This window comes from Flaviaestuariibacter terrae (genome assembly GCF_054777635.1).
On record NZ_BAAHAL010000008.1, the window covers coordinates 683,623 to 709,223 of the forward strand.

Sequence of the window (25,601 nt, forward strand, 5' to 3'; positions counted from 1 at the left end):
AAGCACTGCCCGACTATTGCCGCGCCGCTTCCGGTACCCGCACCCGCAGCGCGATCGTATCGATGTCGGGCCGCTGCTCATTGCCATGCAGGGTGCCGGGCTTCTGCTGTTGCCGCAGGCGCGCCAACGTGTAGGTAAACTCCGGCACAGGCGCTTTTTTCGATGCGGTAAAGAAGGTAGTCCATTCGAAGTAGCCATGCGCAACAACGGTATCGACTAGCGGAAACGAAGCCCGGCACACGACACGTGGAGTATGTTGCCACTGCCGCTCTTTCCAGCGCAGCCCGTTGGCCGGGCTGCAGCTTTGCCGCAGGAAGTAAAGGGTCGAGTCGCTGTTGTTGATCAGGCGGAAGTGCACCCGGATATATTTCGGGTTATTCGATGCGGTATCGATGGCATAGGAAAAGCGGTAGGCCGAAGCCGGCGGCCGCTGCGCGCTTGCGGAGCCGGCGAGGAGCAGCAGCACGAACAACAGGGAGCGATAATGCATAGTGGCAACAAGGTACGCAGCGCGCGCTAAAAAGCCGGTTCGCAAAAGGCACCCTTGCGATAATACCTGAACCCGCAGTCTCGAGACGCCGTCATGCTATTTGCCGCATAGCGGCAGCATGTCTTAGCCCGGTGGCGGGCGGCGGCGGCGTGGCGCGTAGCGCCACCATGTGCCACTCCACATCATCCATCATGTCCGTAGAAATACAAGCCGACTGCTGATAAAAACACCGGCATCGCAGCCGGAAAAAACAGGTACGTCCTGTTGTTTCGCTCATGGCTACCCCAGGGCTCGGGAATAGCTTCGGGGAAAGGATCTCTATGGCGAACGCCTATTCAAAGTCGGCCGTCCACACGGTCTTTTCACCCAAGTACCGCAATGGGCTTATCCTTCCAACGTTTCGGGAGCCGCTGCAGCGGTACATGACCGGACTCGTCAATTGTATGGACCATCAGCTTATGGCCATCTACGCGATGCCCGACCCTGTACACATGCTGATGGCTATTTCGATGAAGATGGCTCCCTGCCAGATCATGCAGGTGCTGAAGGCGGAATCGTCGAAATGGATCGGGGAGCAGGGCTTTCTGCAGGACAAATTCGAATGGCAACGTGGCTACGGATGGTTTCACGTGAGTGCACGCGGGGTTGATGCCGTTGCGGATTACATCCGGCATCAGCCCGAGCATCACCGGTCCTCATCCTTCCTGATGGAATATTCCGGTTTGCTCCGCGAAAACGACGTTGCGTTCGATCCGCCCTACCTGTTTCATGAGCCGCTGTAAAACGACATTGGCACGTAATGCCGCTACGCAGCAATGCAGCGTCCCGTCAACCTGTGTTACCTTTATGGCTTGCCAGCGAGTGCCGAACATATCATCGCCCAGACCAAAAAATGGATCGTCGACGTTGTTGTCGGCTGCAACTTCTGCCCCTTCGCGCTCCGTGAGGTGAAGCGCGACAGCATCCGGTTCCAGGTCGTCGAAGGCAACAAGCCAGCGGTGCTTTCCGCGCTGACGGAAGCGCTGAAAGAAATGGATGCCAACCGCGGCATCGAAACGATGTTCCTCATCCTCCCGGCGCATTTCAACCGGTTTACCGATTACCTGAAACTCGTGGACGCCGCGGAAGCGCTGCTCCGAAAGGCGGGCTACGAAGGCGTGTACCAGGTCGCATCCTTTCACCCCGGCTACCTCTTTGCCGGCAGCCGCCCCGACGATGCCGCCAACTACACCAACCGTTCGCCGTACCCGATGCTCCACCTGCTGCGCGAGGAAAGCGTCAGCCGCGCCGTCGATTCCTACCCCAACCCCGAACGCATTCCCGAACGCAATATGGCCTTCGCCCGGGAGAAGGGATTGGATTACATGCAGCGGTTGTGGGCGGCGTGCAAGGAAGTTTGAGAAAAGGTTCTGAAGGTTCCTGAGGGTTCTGGAAGGTTTTGAAGGGTTTGAAGGGTTTTGGAGGGAGGGATCCCAAAGAGACACGCTTACAATCAGCGGCAGCACGCGAAACGCGGAATACGGTTCGTGCCTCCAAATGACGCCAAAGGCGTCGCTTTCGCAACGCCTTTGGCTCTACTCATTACTCATTACTGATTACTCATCTACCATTGACCATTCACCACGATTATTGGCCCCTTGCTTCCATGAAAAAGCCCCGGGGCTGAAACCGCCGGGGCGTCACCAAAACCTTTGCTTAAAGGGTCGAAAGACTCAGGCAGTCGGCGCCGCCGGTCTTTCGAGCGAAGTGTGCCGTGCTGCGCCAAGCAGCGTGTGGTCGAAAAAGTCTTTGAGGCGTGCGGGTTCCTTGTATTCGCGGGCCAGCACCAGCAGCGCATCAAACAGGGCGGCCTCCAGCCGCGTTCGGGCGGCGACACGCCCGGTACGGGCATCGGACAGGTTACCCTCCGCTGCATTCTGGGCAGCACGGGCATCGTCCCAGGCGGCGCGGAAGCCTTTCATGCGCGTTTGTACATCCACGGGCAATGCGCTCCCCTGCTCCTCCACTACCTTTTTTAACGCATCGAGGCGGGCGGGTGCCTCCGACTTGAGCAGGCGCGTATAGGTCTGCAGGTTGTTGGGATAAATGGCGTTGTACGCGGCGCTGCCCCGCTTGAGCGATACGGCCACCTGCGGCTCCTGGTCGCTCATATATCGGGCGAGCTCGGCGAGGAACACGTCAGTGCCGTCGGTACCCGTTTCGACGGAGGCTTTGTTGACGGACACGCTGCCCAGCAGGTTGCTGAATTTCCGCTGCTCCGCATCGATCGCGGCGGCCAGGTCGGGGTAGCGCGCGCGGAGCTTGGGAACGGCGTCCACCGCAAAATCGTTCAGGCGGTCGTTGGAGATGAGCACGCTGTCGAAAGGGTTGTCGGCGACTTTAAAGATTCCAATCATGGTTCACTGTTTATGGGTTAAAAAATGAACGTGTTGAAACGTCTTCCCGGCTTTCCTTTTCACTGAAAACAGGCCTTCGACCACCCGAATGGGCACCCGCAGGTCCTGCACAGGGCACTTCGACCACCCGAAAGGGTACCTGCAGCGTATGCCACGGGCATTTCGACCACTCGAATGACTACCTGCAGGTGCTACAGGCAATGCTTCGACCACTCGAAGGACTATCTCCACGTGCTGCAGACGGTACTTCGAACACTCGAAGGGATATGCGCAGGCGCTGCGGAGGGTACTTCGACCACTAAAAGGATTTCGGAAAGAGCTGGCGGTGTTGGTTCAGGGGTGAGCAGTTGGTATTTGGTCTTTTCCCAGGCTGACTTAAAAATAGTGTTTCTTTTCAAATGCAAGAAGACTGTAAAATAGTTCTGGCAGCATTTAATCAAAAACAACTTTCGCATTGGGAACCATAGTAGTGATTCTTTGCCGCTCCTGCTTGTCAAACAAGTTGAAGGTTAGCCAGAAAGTATCTATTTGCTGAAGCTTCCCGAAACCATCTGGCATTTTTCGAAGTCTCATTTCAAACATGCCCACTCTTCTAAGGCTATGCATCCTTTGCAGGATGGCAAAACTTTCTAACCAATTAAGAGACTGTAAGTCTCCTAAGCCTAATTGTTCCAGATTGGGCAACGCTGTCAGCTCTTGCGGAAGGTTCGCTAATGGATTACGGCTAACCGAAAGGCGATGCAAATTTTGCAGCTTTCGAATTTCCGCAGAAAGGGCCTCGAGCTTGTTGTCATCAAGGTCAAGGTCTGTCAGGCCTGTTAGCCGAAATACCGGAGCGATCTGGGCGCTGTCTAATTCATTTCCCCTTAGTGAAAGTGTCCGCAACATTTTGAGTTCGCCTAGCTCATTGGGTAAATGGGAAAGCTGATTTGCCTCAAGGTTTAACGCCTCTAAATGTTTTAAAAATTTGATTGCCGGCGGGAGGGACCGAATCCGGTTATACCAAATCCGGACGCACTTCAGGTTTGGAAGAGTGCATAAATCAACCGGAAATTCCTCGAATTGATTATAACAAAGGTCAATGGTATGCAAGGCAGGGAGATCGCCTTTGTTCAACTCAAGACGGTCAATTTGATTACCGAAAAGACTGAGCACTCTAAGTTTCCTAAGCTTTGCAATCTCCTTCGGAAACTGGGTTAATTCATTCTCGAAAAGATTCAACTCCACTAGTTGCCTCAAGTGGACGATCGTACTCGGTATTGATTTCAACTTGTTTTCCGCCAGTTCCAGTGTTTTCAGTGAGGGAAGCTTGCGTAAAACATCAAAGCATTGCGTTAAATCTATTGATGAATTCGAACTGAGATCTAGCGTTTCGAGGTTTACGAATGAGCTAGCTTTCTCGGGAAGCGTCTTAAGGTTGGTCCCTGAAAGATCTAGAACCTTTTTCGGGGTACTGTAAGGGCATCCTGGAGCGAATGATAAATGTCGGGGGCGTGTTGCGCAAAGCAAGAAACTGATGTAAAGACCAGAAGGATGAAAAGACATCTCATTTCAAATCATTTGTGAGAAAAGCATCGCAGCTGTTAGGATTTGAAATATAAATCAAAAATTCTTGTTTCGGGTCACGAAACCCCAAAGCTGCAGCCTTAATTTTTCTTGGAAAGATTGCCGTTTTTGTCGTGCCTTCTGAATGAGACCAAGGCGCGATCCGTTTTGCCTCTTTACAAAGCTCTATAGAGCGGGCGCCGGCGCGGTGGCGCTACGCGCCACGATGCACGTGCATGGCATATCCATACCCGGGGTCGAAACCCCGGCCTAACACATAGTGCTACGCAGCACCGTAAACGTCATTGACCGTGATTGAATTTCTTGATTGGCACCGATTGCCACTACGCGTCAGGACGAAAAACAAAGGCACCCTTTGCGACGCCTTTGGCTATACTCATTACTCATTACTGATTACTCATCACTCATTCACCATTGCCCATTCACCATTGCCCATTCACCCCGTCACGATCATCAGCTTCGCATAATTCAGCATGATCTTCTTCTCGCCGTTGTGCTCAAACTGGATCGTAGCCACGGGGTTGTGCGCGGAGCCTTCGAGCTTCAGCACGGTGCCGAAACCGAACTTCTGGTGCTCCACCTTCATGCCTTCGGCGAGGGTGGCGGGGTCGCTGGGAACAAAGTTCGCGGAGGGCGTGTGGGTCACTTCCTTCGGACGCGTATTCTGCAGCAGCGAGGTCACGGCGGTCTTCTCCGGCTCGCGCGGTGCAGAAGCGCTGGGGAAGCCGCGTTGCATCCGCTCGAAGGCCGAGCCCTGGCCCCACTTGGAGGAGCTCTGGTTCTTCACGCCGCCGCCGGCGAAGCTATGGTCGATATACTGCTCGGGGATCTCGCTGATAAAGCGGCTGGCGTCGCTTTGCACCAGCTGCCCGAAGCGGTAGCGCGTATTGGCGTAGGTCAGGTGCAGGCGTCCCTTGGCGCGGGTTACGGCTACATAAAACAGGCGGCGCTCCTCTTCCAGCTCCTCGCGCGTGTTGAGCGACATCTGGTTTGGAAAGAGGCCTTCTTCCAGGCCGCCCACGAACACCACCGGGTACTCGAGGCCCTTGGCCGCGTGGATCGTCATCAGCTTCACGGTGTCGGCGTCGGGATCTTTCTGGTCGGAGTCGGTCAGCAGCACGATCTGCTGCAGGTACGACGAAAGACTCTTGTCGCCCACCTCGCCGCTTTCCTCGCTCATCGGCGTCTCCACGAATTCCTTGATCGAGTTGAGAAGCTCCTGCACGTTCTCGTAGCGCTGCACGCCCTCGGTGCTCTTGTCGTTGAACAGCTCCTTCACGAAGCTCGTTTGCTTGCCAACATGGAAGGCGATGTCGTACGCGTTCTTCGTTTCGAGCATGCTCTTGAACGAGCGGATCATCAGCACGAACTCCTCGATGGCCGCCAGCGTGCCGGCCTTGAAGCCGAACATGCCTGCGCTCTCGAGCACTTCCCACATCGAGATGCCCTGCTCGTTGGCGTGCATCACGGCACGGTCGACGGAGGTTTTGCCGATGCCGCGGACGGGGTAGTTGATGATGCGCTTCAGGGCCTCTTCGTCTTTGGGGTTGACGATGAGGCGCAGGTACGCGATGTAGTCCTTGATCTCCTTGCGCTGGTAGAAGGAAATGCCGCCGTAGATGGTGTACGGAATATTGTGGCGGCGCAGGCTTTCCTCGAAGGAGCGGCTCTGCGCGTTGGTGCGGTAGAGAATCGCAAAGTCCTTGTTGACGTAGTGATTGCGCAGGCGCAGCTCCTGGATGGCGTCGGCGATGAACTTGCCCTCGTCGTTATCGGTCATGGTGCGCACGAGGCGGATCTTCTCGCCCGTTTCGTTCTCGGTAAACAGCGTCTTCGGGATCTGCCCCTTGTTCTGCTTGATCACCTCGTTGGCGATGGCCAGGATGTTCTGCGTGCAGCGGTAGTTCTGCTCCAGCTTGATCACCTTGGCGTCGTCGTAGTCTTTCTGGAACTGCAGGATGTTCTCGATCGTGGCGCCGCGGAAGGAGTAGATCGACTGGGCGTCATCGCCTACCACGCACACGTTCTCGTGGGCCGCTCCGAGCAGCTTGATGATCTCGTACTGCGCGGGGTTGGTATCCTGGTACTCATCGATCATGATGTACTTGAACTTGTGCTGGTACTTGTGCAGCACCTCGGGGAAGTTCTTGAGCAGCTCATAGAATTTGTACAGCAGGTCGTCGAAGTCCATGGCGCCGTTCTTGAAGCAGCGCTTCGCGTAGGCGTCGTAGATATGGCCGATCATGGGGCGGTTGGCGCGCATGTCTTCCTGCTGGATGTGGTAGTCGGTCATGTATTCCTTTGGGCTCACGAGGCCGTTCTTGGCGCCGGAGATGCGGTTGTACACGGCGTTGGGCTTGTAGTGCTGCACGTCGAGGTTGAGTTCGCCGGTGACGGCCTTCACCACGCTCTTGGCGTCGTCGGTATCGTAGATGGTGAAGGAGTTGGGGTAGCCGATGCGGTGGGCCTCCGCGCGGAGGATGCGAGCGAAAACGGAGTGGAAGGTGCCGATGTAGAGGTTGCGGGCCTCGCGGCTGGCGAGGATATGCTCCACGCGCTCCTTCATTTCGGCGGCGGCCTTGTTGGTAAAGGTGAGGGCGAGGATGTTGAACGAGTCGACGCCCTTGGCCATGAGGTGGGCAATGCGGGTCGTGAGCACCTTCGTCTTGCCGCTGCCGGCGCCGGCCACGATCATCAGTGGTCCTTCTGTCGTCACTACGGCTTCGCGCTGCCGCTCATTCAAGCCCTTCAGGTAATCGTGCATAAAAAATGGTGTATGATGTCGGATCGCGGATGTCGGATGTTGGCTGATCTGGAAATCACAGCAGACATCCGACACCAGACATCCGAGATTAGAAATTGGGGGTTTGCAAATTTACGGCTTCGGGAGGGGTTTGCTAAAGAATGTAGCCGTTAAAATGGCGGGGCGGGGAAAAAAACAGGAATCGCTGGTGTTTTTCCCATGGCGTCTCCGGACGGGCTTTTTATCTTGCTGTCATGTGGCTCCGCAACGTCACCCTCGTCATGATCGTTTTTTGCCTGATCCTGTTTGCCGTCTTCGGCGTATCAGGCATTTTGTACGATATCGATACCTACCTCTGGTACTCGATCGCCTTTTTCCTTTACGGAACAGCCTACAGCCTCGCCGTGCTGTTCCTCGCGCTGCTCCACGACACGGTACCGCGCGGCCAGCGGCTCCTCCGGTGGATGTTTTTCTGCGCCTTCGTACCCACGGCCCTGTTTACCTGGGCGCTCTGCGTAATGGCTTTCGGGTAGCACTTCGACTCTGCTCAGGCTGCAAGGCTACATTGGAGCACAAAGGCGGCGCTCCGCGCTGCCTTTTCACAGGGAGCGAAGCGAAGTGTCTGAGGTGTCGCTTCAGGCAACGATGGTACCCGTAGGAGTCTTCAACCCATAAGCATCCCATCGCAGTGAAAACTGTTGCGTGTTGGTATTACCTGTTGCCTTCGGCTCTCCCCGGGGCAAGTCTCTCGCAGAGGGCACGGTGCGTTTCGCAGAGCGCACGGAGACAGGTTTCCTACCAACGAAACCTAGGGGAAGCGTTTTCATGGCTGTGACTGTTCTCTGTGCGGTTAACGAGAGACGCCCTGCGGGCAGAGCACAAAGGCGCCCGGAGAGCGCCTTTGTCACAGGGAGCGAAGCGAAGTGTCTGAGGGCGCTGCTTTAGACAAATGCAGTACCTGTAGGAATCTCCCTTCTATAAGCATCGCGCCGCTGTAAAAACCGCTTCCTTCCTTTCGTGCCATTTATTCCTACTGTTTTCACACAGCGCTCCCAATAGTCCCAAAGAAAACACTGCGGATTCGGGCAACACCCTTTGCGGTTTGCGTCGCAAACTCTTGGCCTACGCCCTGCCACATCGTGACTTCCTCCAGTCTTCTTGCAACGAGTTCCACAGCGTAAGTCCCTTCTTTTCTTCGCCTCCTTTGCGTCCCAAGAAGCCTTCGCGCCTTGGCGTTAAAAGAGAAAGCCTCCCGTGTGGGGAGGCTTCCTGCTCCCCTTCCCCTAGGGACATCCGAGCCGAAGGCGAAGGATGCGCGCGTAGCGCTGTGGGGGATGGGCCCTTGTTATTACTGCTTGATCAGCGTCACGGTCTCGCTCGCATCGCCATTGGCCGTAAACGCCTTCAGGTGATACTGCCCGGCCGGAAGACCACTGACGTTCATCTGGACCGTCGTCGAAGAGCCGGCCTCGGTGAGCACCGGTTGCGTGCGCACCACCTTACCCAGCATATCCGTGAGTTGCAGCACCACGCTGCCACCCTGGGCCGAAGCCTGCAGGCGGATCGAGGCCGTGCCTTTTACGGGGTTGGGGTAGATTCCATCAAGGGTGAGACTACCGCTCTTGTCGCCTTTCAGGAGAACCACCGCGCTGTACTTATACTGCCCGTCGAGGTCCTGCTGCTTTAAGCGGTAGTACCATTTCGAAGAAGCTCCCTGTCCCGCTGAGCCTGCCGAAGCGTCGGTGTAGGAATAGCTGATGTCGCTCGTGCTCGTGCCACCCTGGGCGCGGCTGGCAACAAAGCCAACTTCCGTAAAGCGGGAGCCGTCTGCGGAGCGCTCGATGGCAAAGCCACGGTTGTTGGATTCGGTAGCGGTGATCCACTTCAGCTCGTTGACATTATTGGTCCGCTTGCCCGTAAAGGCCAGCAGCGACACCGGCAGCGGTGTGCCGGCATACCCCCGCAGCATCAGGTTGTCGATGCGCAGGTCGCCCGACGTGCCACCCCAGCCATAGATCCGGAAGGTCGTAGCCCCCGTGCGGCCCAGGAAAACGGATCCCAGCGATATCGTTGTGGCCGTCGCCGTCGTCAGCGTCGTTCCCGTAGCCAGGTCGGCGCCATAGCCATCGATACTCGAGCGCAGCGCATAGCTCGTGGCGCCATTCGTGGATCGATAGATCTCAAAGGCGATGGCCGTGGGGTTGATCCGCCAGCCCGATCCCGGCGCCACCGAGAACTCCACATACTTCGTGTTGTCGAAAGAGGCCGGCCAGCTGCTGCTCACGCTCAGCGCCTGCACGCCACCGCTGTTGCCGTTGCTGTTGCAGGTAAGCCCGCTGTAGCTCACGCTCCCAAACGTAAAACCCGTCACCGCTCCCGTTACCGTCAGCGTACCCGCGTTGCAGGACGTGCCATTGAAAGCAAAGACGCCGGCGTTCTGCACACTGTTCACCGTAACCGTACTGCTGCTGGCCGATAGGGCCGCGCTCGTCGCGCCCACCTGCGTACTGCCGGCACTCGTAAAATAAAGTCCCGTGAACGTGGCGATTCCCGCCGATGCTGTTCGCGTCAGGGTACCACTGAGGCCCGAGCCCGCACTCAGCGTCACCGAAGTTGCATAATCGATATCGCGGTTGCCACCGGCATCTACGCCCTCCACGCTGAGTGTGGGGCTTACCGTAACATACGGATCCACCGATACCGGCGGACCCTGCGCAAACTGGATCGCCGTAGCTACCACCGCATACAGGTTGCTGCCCGATGCCGCGCTGCTGATCGACGTAAAGGAAGCGAACTGCGAAGAGTTGGCCGCCACATCGGCACTTACATTGGCATTGCTCAACTGGAAAGCAAAGCGGTCACCGTCTTTATTGCCGCCCGTGCTGGCCCCGCTGTTGACGTTGCTTTTCAATGACACCCGGAGCGATAGCATGCTGCTGCCGTTGTCGGGAATAGTTAGCGCGAGCCCCGTGAACTGCAGCTGGTTGCCGCTGATCACGGCATTGCCCAGCAACGTGCTGCCACTGAAGAGGGCCGCTGACTGGATGGCGGTTGAAAAGCTTAGCTGGTTGTTGGCCGAAGCCGATATCGTGAGACTTTTCAGGATCGTGGGCAGCGCATCGTCGTCGGTTTCCGACAGCGTGAACTGCCACACCTGGAAGCCTTGCGTATTGTTGCTGATCGTAGTGGTGTTCACGAGCGACGACAGCGTGGCCGTTTCGCCGCCGTTGCTGGCAGCGCTCCCCGCGAAGCTCGGAACGTAGCGGCTGCCGATCGTGCCGGCCGTGTTGAAGGAGTTGGTCGCCGACGCATTCGAGCCGGCATAGGGAACCAGGAAAAAGGTAAAGTGCTTGCTCCCGGTCAGGCCCGATATGTTCGACGTCGTTTGCGCGCTGCTCGTGATCACCGACGCGATAGTTGCGGAGCCGATGACTCCGGCAGCCGCATAAGTTGTACCATCCACCGGGAGATCGCCACCGGCAAGACTTTGACCCGACCCTTCTTTATACATAATGAGGTAGCCCGACCCGCCCACGGTAGTCGCCGCGGGGAAATCCAGCTTCACCACGTTGGTCGACTGAATGCCGCCGAAGGTGAAGGCGCTGCTGCTTACCTGCGCCGACGGTGCGGCCGCGAGTGTCGACTGGCTGGTAAGGCTTGCCGCGGTGCTATATTCGGTGCTTGCCCCGGAGCCGTTATACTCGTACACAAAAAACGAATAGGTCGTGAGCGCCGCAAGCCCGGTGATTGTAGTCGCTGTACCCGTGCCGTTATATATGACGATATTCCCGCTGCCGGTAACCGGGTTGGCCGCATCGGAAAAGCTATTGCTGACGGCGGTGTATTCGGTGCCCGCCGCGGGCGTTACATTGGCGGTGGCACTGAGGCGGGCCACCACGATACGACGGCTGCCGGTGCCGGCCGTCCACGAAAGGCTGATGCTGCCCGAGCTGCGCGCAGTAAGTGTGACCGCGGAAGCCGGCGAAGGTGCTACCGGCCGCGCGCCTGCATCGGGCAGGAAGCAGGGCAGAAGGCCGACCAGCAGGCAACATATTCTGAAAGAGAAAAGACGCATAAACGATGTTTTGAACGGTTCGGCAGCGTCACAGGAGATCGGAGGGGATTCAAACTACTTCATTCCGCACGTGTAACGGGTATGCTTCGGTGAAGGCGTTCGGCCGCACGGCGGAAGGGTAAAAAAGGGGCCGTGGAAACAGCCCCCGTACCTCTTCATAAAAACGAAAACAAACCATAACTGTAATGAACCTCCCATAAGGGAACCAAACCAACAGCTCAAAGATGCAGCCGCCGGAAGGGCTTATCCAATAGGAAATGCACAGAATTTACTGGGATTTTTCCCGCGGTATTTTGATGAGAAAAACAGGCAAGAAGCGCGAAAGGGCGTGTGGAGGTGGTACTGCCAATTGGTTCGTCATTGCGAGAAGGGCCGAACGCAGTGAAGCCCGACGAAGCAATCGGCTGCTCTATGTGGTGACAGCCGGAAAGCACCGGGCTTAGGCTTCCTCCACATGGAAGACCCGATTGCTTCGTTGCCGTTGCCTTCGGCACCGGCGCCTCGCAATGACGGCCCCAAGGAAGGTCTGGCAGCAATGCCGAAGGCATCAACCGTCTAAACCTTTTAAACCACCTGAAACTCCTAAACTATCTTCTTAAATAAACTTCCCCGTATGCGACTCCGCCACTTTGCGCAGCCCCTCGGGCTTGCCCGCGTATACGAGGTTGCCGCCCGCATCGCCGGCCTCGGGACCCAGGTCGAGCACCCAGTCGGCGCAACGGATCACGTCGGTGTTGTGCTCGATCACGAGGATGCTGTGGCCCTGGTCGATGAGTGCGTTGAAAGAAGCCAGCAGCTTCTTGATATCATGGAAGTGAAGACCCGTTGTGGGCTCGTCGAAGATGAACAGGATCTGGCCCGCCGCGCGGCCCTTGCCGAGGAAGGACGCAAGCTTGACGCGCTGCGCCTCGCCACCCGACAGCGTATCTGACGACTGCCCCAGCTTCACATAGCCTAAGCCCACATCGCTGAGCGGCTTGATGGCGTTGACGATCGACTTCTCGTCTTTGAAAAATTCTATGGCTTCGTCGACGCTCATCTCGAGCACGTCGTACACATTCTTGCCCTTGTATTGCACCTCGAGCACTTCCTCCTTGAACTTATGCCCCTTGCACACTTCGCAGGTGAGGTGCACGTCGGCGAGAAACTGCATCTCCACGATCTTTTCACCCTCGCCCTTGCACGCATCGCAGCGGCCGCCGTCGACGTTGAAGGAGAAATGCTTCGCCGCGAAGCCGCGGATCTTCGAAAGTCCCTGGCTGGCGAAGAGATCACGGATCCCGTTCCAGGCCTGGATATAGGTAACCGGGTTGGAGCGCGACGACTTGCCGATCGGGTTCTGGTCCACGAGCTCCACGGCCGTGATCCGCTCGATGTCGCCGCTGACGCCTTTGTGCAGGCCCACCTTTTCGCCGGGCTCGCCCTTCAGCTTCTGCAGCGCGGGGTAAAGAATATGCTTGACGAGCGTCGTCTTACCCGAGCCGCTCACACCGCTCACAACGCAAAGCACCCCCAGCGGGAATTCGGCCGTTACGGTCTTGAGGTTGTGTTGCCGCGCACCTTCCACCGTTACCGAATATTTCCACTTCCGCACCTGCTTCGGCGCATCGATGCTGAGCACGCCACTGAGGTATTTGCCCGTGAGGCTTTCCGGGTTCTTCACGATCGCATCGTAGTCGCCGGCGGCCACCACTTCGCCACCAAGGTGCGAGGCAAGCGGTCCCATGTCGATGATGTGATCGGCCTCGCGCATCATCATTTCGTCGTGCTCCACCACCACCACCGTGTTGCCGAGGTCGCGAAGCTCCTTGAGCACCTGAATGAGGTTGGCGGTATCGCGCGGGTGCAGGCCGATCGAAGGCTCGTCGAGAATGTACAGCGAGTTGGTGAGGTTGGAACCCAGCGAGCGCGTCAGCTGTATGCGCTGTGATTCACCACCCGAAAGCGTATTGGCCAGGCGGTTGAGTGTGAGGTAGCCGAGGCCGACTTTGAGCAGCGTATCTACACGGTGCGTGATCTCGATGAGGATCCGCTTCGCGACGGTTTTATCAAACTCCGAAAAGCGCGGCAACGCGTCGTCGAGCCAGGCCTTCAGGTTGCGCACCGGCAGCTCACTCAGCTCGCCGATATGCCTGCCCTGTATTTTTACGTAGAGTGCTTCCTTGCGCAGGCGGTAGCCCTCGCACTCGGGGCACTTGGTGCGACCCCGGTAGCGGCTCAGGAGCACACGGTATTGCACCTTGTACAGATTCTGTTCCACCTCTTTGAAGAAGTCTTCGATGCCCTCGGTGAAGGCATTGCCCTTCCAGAGCAGGTCGTATTGTGCTTTTGTAAGATCTGCGATGGGGCTGTGTACCGGGAAGCCGTTCTTCCGCGCGGCGCGCACAAAGTTCTCGCGCCACAGGCCAAGCTTCTCGCCCTTCCAGGGAGCCACGGCGCCTTCATACACCGACAGCAATTTGTTGGGGATCACGAGGTCTTCATCGATACCCAGCACCGCGGCGAAGCCTTCGCACACGGGACAGGCGCCGAGCGGGTTGTTGAACGAAAACAGGTTCGGCTGCGGCTCCTCGAACTGGAGCCCGTCGAGCTCGAAGCGGTTGTTGAAGTTGAGGAGGCGCTTCGGGCCCTTGTCATCGGCCGGATCCACCTCGAGGTATACATCGCCCTCGCCTTCATAGAATGCGGTACCGATCGAGTCGCCGAGGCGGTGCTCGTCGTCCTCGTCGAGGGGGCGCGCCACGAAGCGGTCGATCAGTACAAATACGTTCTCGGGGTAACGGAAGGCGTTGGTAAAGACTTCGGGATCCTGCAGCAGGTCTTCGATGTGATAGGTGGCGCTGCTGGTTACCGGGTTTTCCTTCTGTGTATGCGACAACTCGGATACATAGAGGCGCGTGAAGCCTTTTTGCATCAGGATATTGAGCTCCTCGCGTTCGGCGCGGTTGCGGTGCAGGCGAAAGGCGGTGAGGAGAAACAGCTTGTTCCCTTCCTTCTGCGCGCGCATTGCCTCGAGTACGTCGCCGACGTCGTCCTTGCGTACCTCGCGGCCCGACACGGGCGATATGGTGCGGCCCACGCGCGCAAACAGCAGGCGCAGGTAATCGTAGATCTCGGTCATGGAGCCGACGGTGGAGCGCGGCGTCCGCGTGATCACTTTCTGCTCGATGGCGATGGCAGGTGCCAGGCCGTGGATGTAGTCCACATCGGGCTTGTCCATCCGGTTGAGAAACTGGCGTACGTAAGCCGACAGGCTTTCGGCGTAGCGACGCTGCCCTTCGGCATACAGGGTGTCGATGGTGAGCGATGATTTGCCCGAGCCCGACACGCCGGTAACGACGATAAGCTTGTTGCGCGGAAACGACACATCCACGTTCTTGAGGTTGTGCACCCGGGCGCCCTTGATATAAATGTCGCCGGCGGCGGCTGCCGGCGGCGTTGCTGTTTTCGGTTTACGTGCGCTTGCCTGTTTCATAAGAGGTGCCGCAAAGGTAAGCCATTGCCGCTCGTTACTAATCCCTTTAGCAAAAGAATGATTAACACTTTCTTTGCAAAAACAGGGTCGGGAAGTCAAGCCCTGCTATTGTTTTTCCCGGAAATCCTTCTATTTTAGTAGCCAAATCGTCTAACTCCAAATCGTCGGCCTATCGTACCAACTTCTACTCTGTAACGTCCCTATTTATAACCTACCGTAGAAGTGTATGTCGACGCAATCCAAACTGTCCGATCAGGAACTGATCAACCTGTTTATTACCGGCAATGTAAACGCTCTTGAGACGCTTGTATTGCGTCACAAGGACAAGCTTTACACTTCCATTCACTTTTTGGTGAAGGATAAGTACCTCGCCGAAGACATCTTCCAGGATGTGTTTATCCGGATCATCGACACCGTGCGCAGCGGCCGCTATACCGACGAGGGCAAGTTCCTCCCCTGGGCCATGCGGATCGCGCACAACCTCTGTGTGGACCACTTCCGCAAGGTGAAGCGCACGCCCGTCATCAAGACCGGCGACGACCAGGACATCTTCGAGGTGCTCAACTTCACCGAGCCCAGTGCCGAAGACAACATGATCCGCAGCCAGAGCCACCACCGCGTCCGCGTTATGCTCGACCAGCTCCCCGAAGACCAGCGCGAGGTGATCATCCTGCGTCACTATGCCGACATGAGCTTCAAGGAAATTGCCGCCCTGACCGGTTGCAGTATTAACACCGCGCTGGGAAGAATGCGTTATGGACTCATTAACTTGCGCAAGATGATGGCCCAAAAACAGATTGCCCTATAGGCTTCGGCAGCCCTCAGCCTGACAGGAGTTCCAAGGATGATTGTCAGCCTGAGCGTAGTCGAAGGCACGCACTTACCTTCTTGCCATTCCCGGGCTCTGACCGTCCTCTTTCAGATGCTTGCCCCGCGGAAAGTTGTTTGGGAATGGCGCCTAGCTGAAAAGCCCCTTGCGGGGCTTTTTCATTGAATAATATTTAATGGATAATTTTTAATGAATAAGGCCGTTCGAAGCTGGGGAAAATACCGCCGGATTCTGGAGAAAACACCATGGCCATTGCTTCCTAAAGAGCCAGTTTTGAGAAAAAATGGAAACCCGTCGCTTTGACCTGGAAGAACGTCTGATTCATTATGGCGTAGCAATTGTCCGACTTGCGGGCAAATTACCCAAAACCTACGCCAGCAACCATTTTGCCGGCCAGCTTACCAGAAGCGGTACCTCTCCTGTATTCCAATACGGCGAAGCACAGGCCGCAGAAAGCAGGGCTGATTTTACGCATAAAATGAAGGTTGGCCTGAAAGAGCTGAAAGAAACCTTTGTCAACCTCAGAATGATCCAGCTATTGGCCTGGCTCAGGGAAGAAGATTTGCTCCCGATGCTTGACGAAACCAGGCAACTGATATCGATTTTCGTGCGCAGCATTCAAACAGCCCAGAAGAATGGACTTGCAGCCAAACGCGGATAGCCGCTAATCATTAGTTATTAAATATTAATTATTATTCAATCGGCGCAAATGGCAAGCCCTGCGGGGCGCGCCATTTGCGCCGAACCGCTTACATTCGTTGCCGTTCCGAATAACAAAAACTGAATATGAAAAAACAATTCCTCCTGTGGTCGGCAGGACTGCTGCTGGCAGCGTCGGCGGGGGCCCAGGCGCCCAAGGTGCAATTCGAGAAGTACACCTTGCCCAACGGCCTCAAGGTGATCCTGCACCGCGATACGACCGCGCCGGTAGTAGCCGTGACCGCCCTCTACCACGTTGGCTCCAAGAACGAAGACACGGCCCGCACCGGCTTCGCCCACTTCTTCGAGCACCTGCTCTTTGAAGGCTCCGACAACATCAAGCGCGGCGAGTTCGACAAGTACGTCACCAACGCCGGCGGCGCCCTCAATGCCAACACCTCGCAGGACCGCACCTTCTACTACGAGCTCCTTCCCTCCAACCAGGCGAAGCTGGGCCTGTGGCTCGAAAGCGAGCGCATGATGCACGCCAAGATCGAGCAGGTCGGCGTCAACACGCAGCGCGAGGTGGTGAAGGAAGAAAAGCGCCAGCGCTACGACAACCAGCCCTACGGCACCATCTTCCCCGAGATCCTCCGCCGCGCCTTCCGCGAGCACCCCTACCGCTGGGCGCCCATCGGCTCGATGGATCACCTCAATAACGCCAAGCTCGAGGAGTTTATCGACTTCTACAAGACCTTCTACGTGCCCAACAACTGCGTGCTCTCCATCGCCGGCGACTTCAACATCGCCGATATGAAGAAGCAGATTGCCGAATACTTCGGGCCCATTCCCCGCGGTACGAAGCCCATCCCGCGCCCGACCATCAAGGAGAAGCCCCTCGGCGGCGAAGTGCGCGACGTGGTGAAGGACAACATCCAGCTCCCCGCCGTCATCCAGGCCTACCGCGCCCCGGCACAGGGTACTCCCGAATACTACGCCTTCAACATGCTGTCGACGCTGCTCTCCGGCGGACCGTCCAGCCGCATGAACAAGACGATGGTCGACGACCGCGAGCTGTCGGTGGCCACCGGCGCCCTGCCCTTCTTCAACGAAGACGCCGGCCTCTTCATCACCTACTCCATCAACAACATGGGTGTGAAGCCCGCGGCCGCCGAAAAGGTGATGGACTCGCTGATGTCCGTAGCCCGCAACACGCTCGTTTCGGAGAAAGAATTCCAGAAGGTGAAGAACCAGATCCTCACCGACTTCGTGACGTCCAACGCCACCATGGCCGGTATCGCGGAAAGCCTTGCCAACTACGAGGTGTACTTCGGCGACGCCAACCTGGTGAACACCGAGATCGAGAAGTACAACAAGGTGACCCGCCAGGACCTCCTCAACGTTGCCAAAAAGTACCTCGTTCCCGAAAACCGCGTCGTGCTGTATTACCTGCCGAAGGACAGCAAGGAAGAAATGCCGGGTAAGACGTTCTAGCGGAGCCAACCGTCATTGCGAGCGCAGCGAAGCAATCTGCCACACGTGAAACAGATTGCTTCGGGCCTCCGCTCCGCTCCAGCCCTCGCAATGACGCTCAAATTTTAAATTCCCCACATGAAAAAATCATTGCTCTATATTCTCGCGTTCGCACCCTCGCTCGCTTTTGCGCAGGTTGACCGTACGCATGCCCCCGCGCCCGCGCCGGCACCGGCCATCAAGATCGCGCAGCCGGCTACCTACACCCTGGCCAACGGCCTGCGCGTGTTCGTGGTCACCAACAAGAAAATCCCGCAGGTGAACGCCACCCTCACCCTCGATATGGACGGCATCGTTGAGGGCGACAAGGCCGGCGTATCGTCGCTTGCCGGCGAAGTGATGCGCCGCGGCACCGCCACCATGACGAAGGCCCAGCTCGACGAGGCCATCGACTTCCTCGGAGCCACCGTCAACACCGGCGGCATGAGCGCCTCGGCCTCCTCGCTCAAGAACAACTTCCCGAAGGTGTTCGCCCTCATGAGCGACATAGTCCTGCGCCCCTCCTTCCCGGCCGCTGAGCTGGAGAAGGCCCGCACCCAGTCGCTGTCGGCACTGCAGCAGCAGAAAGACAACCCCGGTGCCATCGCCACCAACGTATCGAACCGCCTCGCCTACGGCAAGAATCATCCCTATGGTGACATCGAAACCGAAGCTTCGCTGAAAAGCATCACCGTGCAGGACGTCCGCAACTTCGTAAGCACGTACTGGAAGCCCAACAACGCGTTCCTCGTATTTGTGGGTGACATCACGGCCGCCGAAGCAAAAGCCCTCACCGACAAATATTTCGGCGCCTGGAAAAAAGGCAGCGTGCCGAAGCAGGAATACGCCCTGCCGAAGCCGCCCTCCAAAACCTTCATCGCCCTCGTCGATCGCCCGGCCTCGGTGCAGAGCCAGATCCAGTTCATCGCACCCGTAGAACTACGGCCCGGCGCGCCTGACGCCATACCGGTATCCGTGATGAGCAACATCCTCGGCGGTGGCTTCTCCGGCCGTCTCTTCGCATCGCTGCGCGAGAAGTACGGCTTTACCTACGGCGCCTATTCGAGCATTGCGCCCAACCGCCTCGTGGGCAACTTCACCGCCTCCGCCTCTGTGCGCAACGAAAAGACCGACTCGGCCCTCGGCGCCTTCATCTACGAGTTCAACCGCATCCGCAACGAAGCGGCCGGCGACACCGAGGTGCTCCGGATGAAGAACTACCTCTCGGGATCCTTTGCCCGCTCGCTCGAAAACCCCGGCACCATCGCGCAGTTTGCGCTCAACATCGCGCGCAATAACCTGCCTTCCGATTATTACCAGACCTACCTGCAGCGCCTCTCGGGTGTTACGCCCGACGTAGTGGTATCCATGGCCAACAAGTACGTGCAGCCGGGCAACCTGATCGTGGTGATCGTGGGCAATGCCAAGCAGATCGCACCGGGCCTCGAGAAATACGGCGAGGTACGCTACTTCGATGTATTCGGCAACCCGGTGGCCGCGCCCGCAGCCGCCCGCAAGGCCGATGCCTCGATGACCGCCCAGTCGGTGCTGCAGAAAGCGGCCGACGCCGTGGCGAAGCCCGACGTGATGACCAGCGTCAAGGACGTCGTGATCGACGGCACGCTCGCCGTAATGGGCCAGGCCCTCGACGTAAACGAGAAAGTGATCGTTCCCTCCGCCTACTCCATGGACGTGAGCGTACAGGGACAGCTTTTCCAGCGCCAGCAGCTGAAAGGCGGCAAATACGTCAACATCCAGCAGGGCCAGGAGCGCCCCACGGAGGCTTCCTTCAAGGAGAACCTCGACGCGAAGGCCGCCTTCTTTGAAGACGCCTACCTGCTGAAGGCCAGCGGCTACAGCTTCACGCTCGGCGATATCGAGAAAGTGGACGGCAAAGACGCCGTAGCCGTACAGGTGAAGGCTCCCTCCGGGAAGGTCAGCACCAACTACTACGACCTCGCCAGCGGCCTGCGTGTGAAGACCAGCACGGAGCGCGAAGGTCCCGGCGGTGTCAAAATGCTCGTGCAGACGTACTTCTCCGAATTCAAGACCTTCAACGGGGTGCAGGTGCCCACGCACGTGCTCATCGACCAGGGCCAGCTCAAGATCGAGCTCGACCGGACGAGCGTGAAGGTCAATACCGGCCTCAAGGATTCGGATATTCAATAAGGATAATTCCGATGAATTACTGAAAGCCCCGCCTTACCGCGGGGCTTTTTCATCGTCAGAATAGGCCCTGACGCCTTAATCCATATTAGCCTTTTGCCTTATTCGAGTATCTTTCCGCCGTTGACCCCAAATCCTTCTTGAAAACCATGCACGCACTTTCTGCCCCCCTCCCTGAACAGCTTTTCCAGGACGGACAGACGTTCGCCCCGGGAACGGTTTTCCCGGAATTGCTCGACCGGATTACCGATGGCTTTTTTGCCCTGGACCGCGACTGGCGTTTTATCTATTCGAACCGCCGTACCGAGGAGATCCTGCATATCCGCCGCGAGGACTACCTCGGCCGCAGCTTCCAGGAATGCTTTCCGGGAATGGCCGATTCGGTGTTTGCCAAAGCCTACCGCGCGGCCTTCGAAACCGGTCAGCCCGTAAAGGTGGAAGACTGGTTTGAGCCCTTCGGGGGTTGGTTTTCCGTCAACGCCTATCCCTCGGAGTCGGGGCTTTCGGTCTTTTTCCGCGACATCACGGAGCAGCGCCGGGTGGACGAGCAGAAAAATCTTTTCGAAAGCACCATACGCGAGCAGCACCAGTTGCTCGCCGGCGTGCTGGAGCGGATGCACGAGGGTTTTTTCTTCCTCGACCGCGAGCTGCGCGTCAGCTACTGGAACAAGGAGATGGAGCTGGTTACGGGCGTGCCCGCGGCCGACATCCTGTACAAGAACATTTTCAGCAATTTTCCGGAGGAAAGCTGTTACGAATACCGTGCGTTTTACGAGCGGGCGCTCGAACAGAACGAAACCGTGGTCGAGGAGTTTCTCTGCCCGATGACGCATCGCTGGCTCCTGATCAAGGTGCACCCTTCCGACGAAGGCCTGGCGGTCTTCCTGAAAGACATCCACAGCCGGCGCGTGGCCGAAGAAAAGCAGCGCAACTACGAGCGGAAGCTGCGCGAGCAGAGCGACATCATGACCGCTGTGCTCGAGCAGATGCAGGACGCCTTCGTTACCATAAGCAAGGAAGGAAAGATCCTGTACTGGAACGCGCAGGCCGAGACCCTGCTGGGACGCAACCGCAAGGATACCCTCGGGCAGAATCTTTTCGAGCTGATTCCGCATATCCGCGAGACGGAGGTGTGGGATGTGTTTCAGCAGATCCTTTCCAACCCGGCACCGATCCACAGCGAGTTCTTCGGACCCCGCACCGGGCGCTGGTTTGAGCTCAACGCCTACACCTCGCAAAAAGGCATCTCCATCTTCTTCCGCGATGTAACGCGGCGCCGCGCCAACGAGCGCACGCTCGACCAGCTTTCGCTGGTGGCCAAAAAAACCAGCAACATCGTGGCGCTCTCCGACCTGGAGCAGCGGATCATCTGGGTCAACGAAGCCTTTACGCGTATCACCGGGTATACCGCCGAAGAAGCCATCGGCCGGCACAACAGCGAGGTCTTCGACGGCCCGCTCACCGACCCCGAAGTAGTGGAATTCGTGCGCAACTGCCGCAACGGCCGCAAGGCCTTCCGCGTGGAGGCCCTGAACTACAAGAAGAACGGAGAGCTGTACTGGGCCGATATTTCCTGCCAGCCCGTCTTCAACGAGAACGGCGAGCTGCAGCACTTCTTCTCGATCGCGAACGATATCACCGAGCGCAAGCGCCTGCAGGAGCAGCTCGATGAGGAAATGCGCCAGCGCCAGCAAATGATCACGGCGGCTGCCATCAAGGCGCAGGAAAGCGAGCGCGCGCTCGTAAGCCAGGAGCTGCACGACAACGTGAACCAGGTGCTCACCACCGTTAAATTATACACGGAGCTGTGCCGCGACGGCATCGGCGATCAAAAGGAACTGATGAATAAATCGGTGCAGCTGCTGCAGCGCTCCATCACCGAGATCCGGAGCCTGTCGAAGCGGCTGTCGGCACCTTCGCTGGGCGAGATCCGGCTGCGCGATTCGGTGCACGAGCTCACCAACGCGGTGGCCGCCACCAACAAGCTGCAGGTAACGCTCGACACCACGCCGCTCGACGAAGGCGTGGAGGTGGAGCAGGATGTGCACCTCGCCATCTACCGCATCCTGCAGGAGCAGCTGACCAACGTGCTGAAGCACGCCGGAGCGACGACCGTAGAAATACGGTTTTCCGTCAAAGGCGCCCAGCTCGAGCTGCAGATCCAGGACAACGGCCAGGGCTTCGACCCGCGGCGGAAGCGCAACGGCATCGGCATCACCAACATGATGACGCGCGCCGAAAGCGTGCATGGATTTCTTCAGATCGATACGGCACCGGGGGAAGGCTGTACGCTGATGCTCCGCATGCCTTGCATCGTTCAGCCCCTGAGAAAATAATAGCCAAGAAAGAGGATCATTCCGCAAATGGCGGCGATGAGGAGGCATCCCTGCCCATCGCTGAGGGTAAAGCGTCGTTTTTTCATAAAGCAGTCAGAGCCCCAAATTTTGGGCAGCCGGCGCTAAGTAAAAACAATTAACGGCCAGTTGCCGCGGGCGCCCGGCGGAATGCCGGCAATTGCCGGTAAAAAAAAAGGCGTTCCCAAAAGGGAGCGCCGGTAACATGAAGCTGCAGTTTTAGAAACTGCAGGGCACCCGTCCGGTCGTTGAAGACCAGTGCGGATACACTGCAGCAAATTACTGGGAACGAAACAATTGGTTTAGGTGCCGACCTCTGGTCGGGCCGCCAGCCAGCGATTGCTAGATGGGACGGCCGCGGGCAGGAAGCCCTGCGTTTGTAACAACGAAATTACCGATATACCCCCGATCAGCGTCTACCGAAAACTCGGTATTTTGACCCATACCCCCTGTAAAGTCAGTCCGCAAACTGCGCCGGCAGCAGCGGAAATACTACCTTTAACGGAACTGTTAACTGCTTCTCCCTGTGGGCCGTGTGCTGTTTTCCCTGCTTTTCTTTCTCCCCTTCGTGACGGCCGCCCAGGCCGACTCTCTGCTGCAGGTACCCGGCACCCCATCGAAGGAGATCTACGACCTGCTCCGCGACCGCAACGGCTTTGTATGGCTTGGCCATAACGGCGGCATCAGCCGCTACGACGGTCAGCGCTTCCTGTCCTTCAGCAACCGGCAGCAGAATGGACTATCCGTTACGGACCTCTGCGAGGACCGCCAGGGCCGCATCTGGTGCCATAACTTTGAAGGGCAGATCCTGTACGTTGCGCAGAACAAGCTCCATGTTCTTTCCGCATTCCGTTTTTGGGAGGAGGCCTTTTACCCACGCATCGCCATCTTTGGCGAAGAGCTCGTTTCGTGTTCGAGCAAGGGCTTTTTTACCTGCAACACCCGCGACCTGAGCGCACGCTATTACCCGCTGCGCTACGCGACAACTTCCCTTTCCGTTTTATCCAACGGTGTCCTTGCCTGGATGCCCGGGGAAGACCAGAGCTTCTGGTGGTACCAGGCCGGAAAGGGTATCCGCCGCTTAAAGACGCGGTTCCGCCTCGACTTCAGGCAGGATGCCGCCCTGCAGCCCGAAACGTTTCGCGACACGGCTTTCCTGGTATCCAACCCGAAGGGGATTTATTACAAGCTCTGGGTAACCGGAGACTCGTTGTATGCAACGCCGGCAGTACACTGCAATGAATTCATCAATGCCATTACCGTTGATGGCGACGAGGCCTGGGTGCATACGGGCTCGGCCAGCTGGAGCACAAGCGGGAAAACAGTGCGCAACCAGTTTCTGACGAATGCCCTTAGTAACGTGCAGGGACATACGTTTTACAGCAGCCTCCGGCGCGGCCTCCTCAAGCCCTTCGACAACCACGCCGTTCCTGCCAAGCCATCCTTTCTCGGAAAGGATGATTACGTGCGCTCGCTGCAGCGCACAGGGCCCAGGGGCGAGCTTTTCGGAACGCAGCTCGGACATATCTACTATCTCGAAAACGGTGTGCTCCGGGGGCACTTCAAAACCGCAGCCCGGTACCGTGCCGTGGAGCGACTGTTCGCCCTCGGCGACAGCCAGTTCCTGGTAGCGTCCAGCCTCGGGCTACACGCGCTGGATCTGAAAGAGGGGCGGCTGCGGCTTATCGACAGCCAGCTGGTAGTAAAAGACCTGGCCCTGCAAAACGACCGCCTGGTGCTGGCAACGACCATAGGTGTACTGCCGATTACGCGGAGCGCCGTGATGACCTCCTCCAACCTATGGTCGCTGGTGCCCTTCAACCGCAACTGGCGCCGGGCCCGAACAGTATGCTTCACTCCAGAAGGCGCCCTTTTTTCTTCGTACAATGAGGGCTTGTTCTGCTGGCGCGACCACGATAGCAGCCTGGTCACCTTCGCCGGAGAGCGGGTTTACAGTACACGGGTACGCAATTTCGAGGGTAAGCTGCTGATCGCATCGTTCAACCAGGGATTGCTCCTGTACGACAAGGGCAAGATAGTACAGCTTAACGGCGGCCCCGATGGAGCCGATTATTCCGTGGTCGACCTGAAAGTATCGGGACACAGCGCCTGGGCTATCTACGAGGACCAGGTGCAGGAAGTTGACCCGCATTTCCATATCCGGGCGGTCAATGGAATGCCCTTTACCGGGAGCGAGGTATTCGACATCTCAGAAGAAGACAGCGGCCTGCTGGTGGCAACGGCGCAGGGGTTGTTTCATGTTCCCCGGACCCCTGTTCCTATGCCCGCCACCCATACGCTGATCGATGCGGTACGGGTCAACGACAGCCTGCCCGGGCCGGCCGAGGGCGGCCACTTTTCGCACCGCCACAACAATGTGTCCCTCACCCTGTCCACGCCCTGGTTCGGCGGCTCCTCCCACCTCCGCTACCGCTACCGCCTCTGCACCGATGGAGGCTGCAGCTGGTTGCTCTCCGGCGAGGGACAGAACTCCTTTACGTTTGTCAACCTGGCCCCCGGCAGCTATACCTTTTCCGCCGTGGCCGTCAACGGCATCGGGGCCCCGCTGGCACCGGAGCTGTCCTATAGCTTCGTGATCGACCCGCCCTGGTGGGCCACCTGGTGGGCCCGTACCCTGGAGGTGCTGGCGCTGATGAGCATCTTCTTTTTGCTGGGCCTTTACCTGCAGCGCCGCCGCAGCCGCCGCCAGCGAACCCGCTACGAGCGCCTCCTGGCCGTGGAGCACGAGCGCCAGCGCATCTCCGCCGAGATCCACGACGACCTCGGCGCCACCCTCTCCGGGGTACGCCTCCTTACCGAGCTGGCCCGCGAGAAAATGCCCCCCGGACCCCTGCAGGTCGACCTGGAAAAGATCCACCAGTCCATCTCCTCGCTCACCGAAAAAACCCGCGAGGTGATCTGGACCCTCAATACCGAGCAGGACTCCCTGGAGAGCCTCCTGTTGTACCTGCAGAAGCAGGCTCAGGCCCTTTTCGAGGGCGCTCCCACCCGCCTGCAGGTGCAGCTGCCCGTGGAAGTGCCGCCGGTGCGCGTCAGCGGCGACGTGCGCCGGCAGGTGTACCTGGCGGTGCGTGAAGCCCTCCACAACTGCCTCAAGCACTCCGGTGCCTCGCTGTGCCGCCTCTCCATGACCTATGGGCCCGAAGGCCTCCGCATCGAGGTGCACGACGACGGCGCGGGGCTGCCGGCGCAGCGCAGCAGCAGCGCCTTTTCCAGCGGAATGCGCAGCATGCAGCAGCGCATGGCCTATACCGGCGGGCAGCTTCGCATCCACTCCAACCCGAAGCAGGGCACCCGCATCGAATTTATCATTCCCCTATCCCAAAACGGTTAAC

Annotated in this window: 15 protein-coding genes; 9 read left to right on the top strand and 6 right to left on the bottom strand. The window is 58.1% G+C overall.

Going from position 1 to position 25,601, the window contains the following annotated elements; all coding sequences use genetic code 11:
- Positions 1–13: 13 nt before the first annotated feature.
- Positions 14–490 carry a hypothetical protein gene (locus ACYU7Z_RS11060; RefSeq protein WP_460570389.1) on the bottom strand — a complete coding sequence of 159 codons (477 nt, stop codon included), beginning with the start codon at positions 488–490 and terminating at the stop codon, positions 14–16.
- A 320-nt stretch (positions 491–810) separates the two neighbouring features.
- Between ACYU7Z_RS11060 and tnpA the strand changes: the two genes are divergently transcribed.
- Complete coding sequence (gene tnpA / locus ACYU7Z_RS11065; RefSeq protein WP_460570391.1) at positions 811–1,272, top strand: IS200/IS605 family transposase; 462 nt, start codon at positions 811–813, stop codon at positions 1,270–1,272.
- Between the two features lie 69 nt (positions 1,273–1,341).
- Positions 1,342–1,890 carry a DUF1415 domain-containing protein gene (locus ACYU7Z_RS11070; RefSeq protein ID WP_460570392.1) on the top strand — a complete coding sequence of 183 codons (549 nt, stop codon included), beginning with the start codon at positions 1,342–1,344 and terminating at the stop codon, positions 1,888–1,890.
- Between the two features lie 312 nt (positions 1,891–2,202).
- Here the strand turns inward: ACYU7Z_RS11070 and ACYU7Z_RS11075 are convergent, their stop codons facing one another.
- The 3 genes from ACYU7Z_RS11075 to ACYU7Z_RS11085 all read right to left on the bottom strand — a co-directional run bounded on the left by ACYU7Z_RS11075 (position 2,203) and on the right by ACYU7Z_RS11085 (position 7,216).
- The gene (locus ACYU7Z_RS11075) at positions 2,203–2,886 is read right to left on the bottom strand and encodes a hypothetical protein (RefSeq protein WP_460570394.1); all 684 of its coding nucleotides are present in this window, start codon (positions 2,884–2,886) and stop codon (positions 2,203–2,205) included.
- Positions 2,887–3,318: 432 nt separating this feature from the next.
- Positions 3,319–4,431, bottom strand: coding sequence for a leucine-rich repeat domain-containing protein (locus ACYU7Z_RS11080; protein ID WP_460570395.1), 1,113 nt, complete (start codon positions 4,429–4,431; stop codon positions 3,319–3,321).
- A gap of 457 nt (positions 4,432–4,888) precedes the next feature.
- Entirely contained in the window at positions 4,889–7,216 is a 2,328-nt protein-coding gene (locus tag ACYU7Z_RS11085; RefSeq protein WP_460570397.1) for an ATP-dependent helicase, read from the bottom strand.
- 233 nt (positions 7,217–7,449) lie between these two features.
- Between ACYU7Z_RS11085 and ACYU7Z_RS11090 the strand changes: the two genes are divergently transcribed.
- The gene (locus tag ACYU7Z_RS11090; RefSeq protein WP_460570399.1) at positions 7,450–7,728 is read left to right on the top strand and encodes a hypothetical protein; all 279 of its coding nucleotides are present in this window, start codon (positions 7,450–7,452) and stop codon (positions 7,726–7,728) included.
- Positions 7,729–8,543: 815 nt separating this feature from the next.
- Here ACYU7Z_RS11090 and ACYU7Z_RS11095 read toward each other — a convergent pair.
- Both ACYU7Z_RS11095 and uvrA read right to left on the bottom strand, forming a co-directional pair.
- Positions 8,544–11,270, bottom strand: coding sequence for a T9SS type A sorting domain-containing protein (locus tag ACYU7Z_RS11095; RefSeq protein WP_460570401.1), 2,727 nt, complete (start codon positions 11,268–11,270; stop codon positions 8,544–8,546).
- 595 nt (positions 11,271–11,865) lie between these two features.
- The gene (uvrA, locus tag ACYU7Z_RS11100) at positions 11,866–14,745 is read right to left on the bottom strand and encodes an excinuclease ABC subunit UvrA (protein ID WP_460570403.1); all 2,880 of its coding nucleotides are present in this window, start codon (positions 14,743–14,745) and stop codon (positions 11,866–11,868) included.
- A 226-nt stretch (positions 14,746–14,971) separates the two neighbouring features.
- On the opposite strand from uvrA, the gene ACYU7Z_RS11105 reads away from it, so the two are divergent.
- The 6 genes from ACYU7Z_RS11105 (at position 14,972) to ACYU7Z_RS11130 (ending at position 25,600) form a co-directional block, all read left to right on the top strand.
- Positions 14,972–15,553 (top strand): RNA polymerase sigma factor, encoded by a 582-nt coding sequence (locus tag ACYU7Z_RS11105; protein WP_460570405.1) that lies wholly within the window; start codon positions 14,972–14,974, stop codon positions 15,551–15,553.
- Positions 15,554–15,857: 304 nt separating this feature from the next.
- Positions 15,858–16,235, top strand: a complete 378-nt coding sequence (locus tag ACYU7Z_RS11110) for a four helix bundle protein (RefSeq protein WP_460570407.1) — start codon at positions 15,858–15,860, stop codon at positions 16,233–16,235.
- Between the two features lie 125 nt (positions 16,236–16,360).
- Positions 16,361–17,707: a M16 family metallopeptidase gene (locus tag ACYU7Z_RS11115; protein ID WP_460570409.1), complete on the top strand. Its 1,347-nt coding sequence runs from the start codon at positions 16,361–16,363 to the stop codon at positions 17,705–17,707.
- A 117-nt stretch (positions 17,708–17,824) separates the two neighbouring features.
- Positions 17,825–19,894: a M16 family metallopeptidase gene (locus tag ACYU7Z_RS11120; protein ID WP_460570411.1), complete on the top strand. Its 2,070-nt coding sequence runs from the start codon at positions 17,825–17,827 to the stop codon at positions 19,892–19,894.
- A gap of 146 nt (positions 19,895–20,040) precedes the next feature.
- Positions 20,041–22,227: a sensor histidine kinase gene (locus ACYU7Z_RS11125; RefSeq protein ID WP_460570413.1), complete on the top strand. Its 2,187-nt coding sequence runs from the start codon at positions 20,041–20,043 to the stop codon at positions 22,225–22,227.
- A gap of 544 nt (positions 22,228–22,771) precedes the next feature.
- Positions 22,772–25,600, top strand: coding sequence for a sensor histidine kinase (locus ACYU7Z_RS11130; protein ID WP_460570415.1), 2,829 nt, complete (start codon positions 22,772–22,774; stop codon positions 25,598–25,600).
- Position 25,601: the final 1 nt, after the last annotated feature.

Bases quoted from the DNA above. Each gene is read 5' to 3' on its own strand.
- ACYU7Z_RS11095 (WP_460570401.1), bottom strand. From the start codon at position 11,270: ATGCGTCTTTTCTCTTTCAGAATATGTTGCCTGCTGGTCGGCCTTCTG.
- ACYU7Z_RS11060 (WP_460570389.1), bottom strand. From the start codon at position 490: ATGCATTATCGCTCCCTGTTGTTCGTGCTGCTGCTCCTCGCCGGCTCC.
- ACYU7Z_RS11125 (WP_460570413.1), top strand. From the start codon at position 20,041: ATGCACGCACTTTCTGCCCCCCTCCCTGAACAGCTTTTCCAGGACGGA.
- ACYU7Z_RS11090 (WP_460570399.1), top strand. From the start codon at position 7,450: ATGTGGCTCCGCAACGTCACCCTCGTCATGATCGTTTTTTGCCTGATC.
- ACYU7Z_RS11110 (WP_460570407.1), top strand. From the start codon at position 15,858: ATGGAAACCCGTCGCTTTGACCTGGAAGAACGTCTGATTCATTATGGC.
- tnpA (WP_460570391.1), top strand. From the start codon at position 811: ATGGCGAACGCCTATTCAAAGTCGGCCGTCCACACGGTCTTTTCACCC.
- ACYU7Z_RS11075 (WP_460570394.1), bottom strand. From the start codon at position 2,886: ATGATTGGAATCTTTAAAGTCGCCGACAACCCTTTCGACAGCGTGCTC.
- ACYU7Z_RS11105 (WP_460570405.1), top strand. From the start codon at position 14,972: ATGTCGACGCAATCCAAACTGTCCGATCAGGAACTGATCAACCTGTTT.
- uvrA (WP_460570403.1), bottom strand. From the start codon at position 14,745: ATGAAACAGGCAAGCGCACGTAAACCGAAAACAGCAACGCCGCCGGCA.
- ACYU7Z_RS11080 (WP_460570395.1), bottom strand. From the start codon at position 4,431: ATGTCTTTTCATCCTTCTGGTCTTTACATCAGTTTCTTGCTTTGCGCA.
- ACYU7Z_RS11085 (WP_460570397.1), bottom strand. From the start codon at position 7,216: ATGCACGATTACCTGAAGGGCTTGAATGAGCGGCAGCGCGAAGCCGTA.
- ACYU7Z_RS11120 (WP_460570411.1), top strand. From the start codon at position 17,825: ATGAAAAAATCATTGCTCTATATTCTCGCGTTCGCACCCTCGCTCGCT.
- ACYU7Z_RS11115 (WP_460570409.1), top strand. From the start codon at position 16,361: ATGAAAAAACAATTCCTCCTGTGGTCGGCAGGACTGCTGCTGGCAGCG.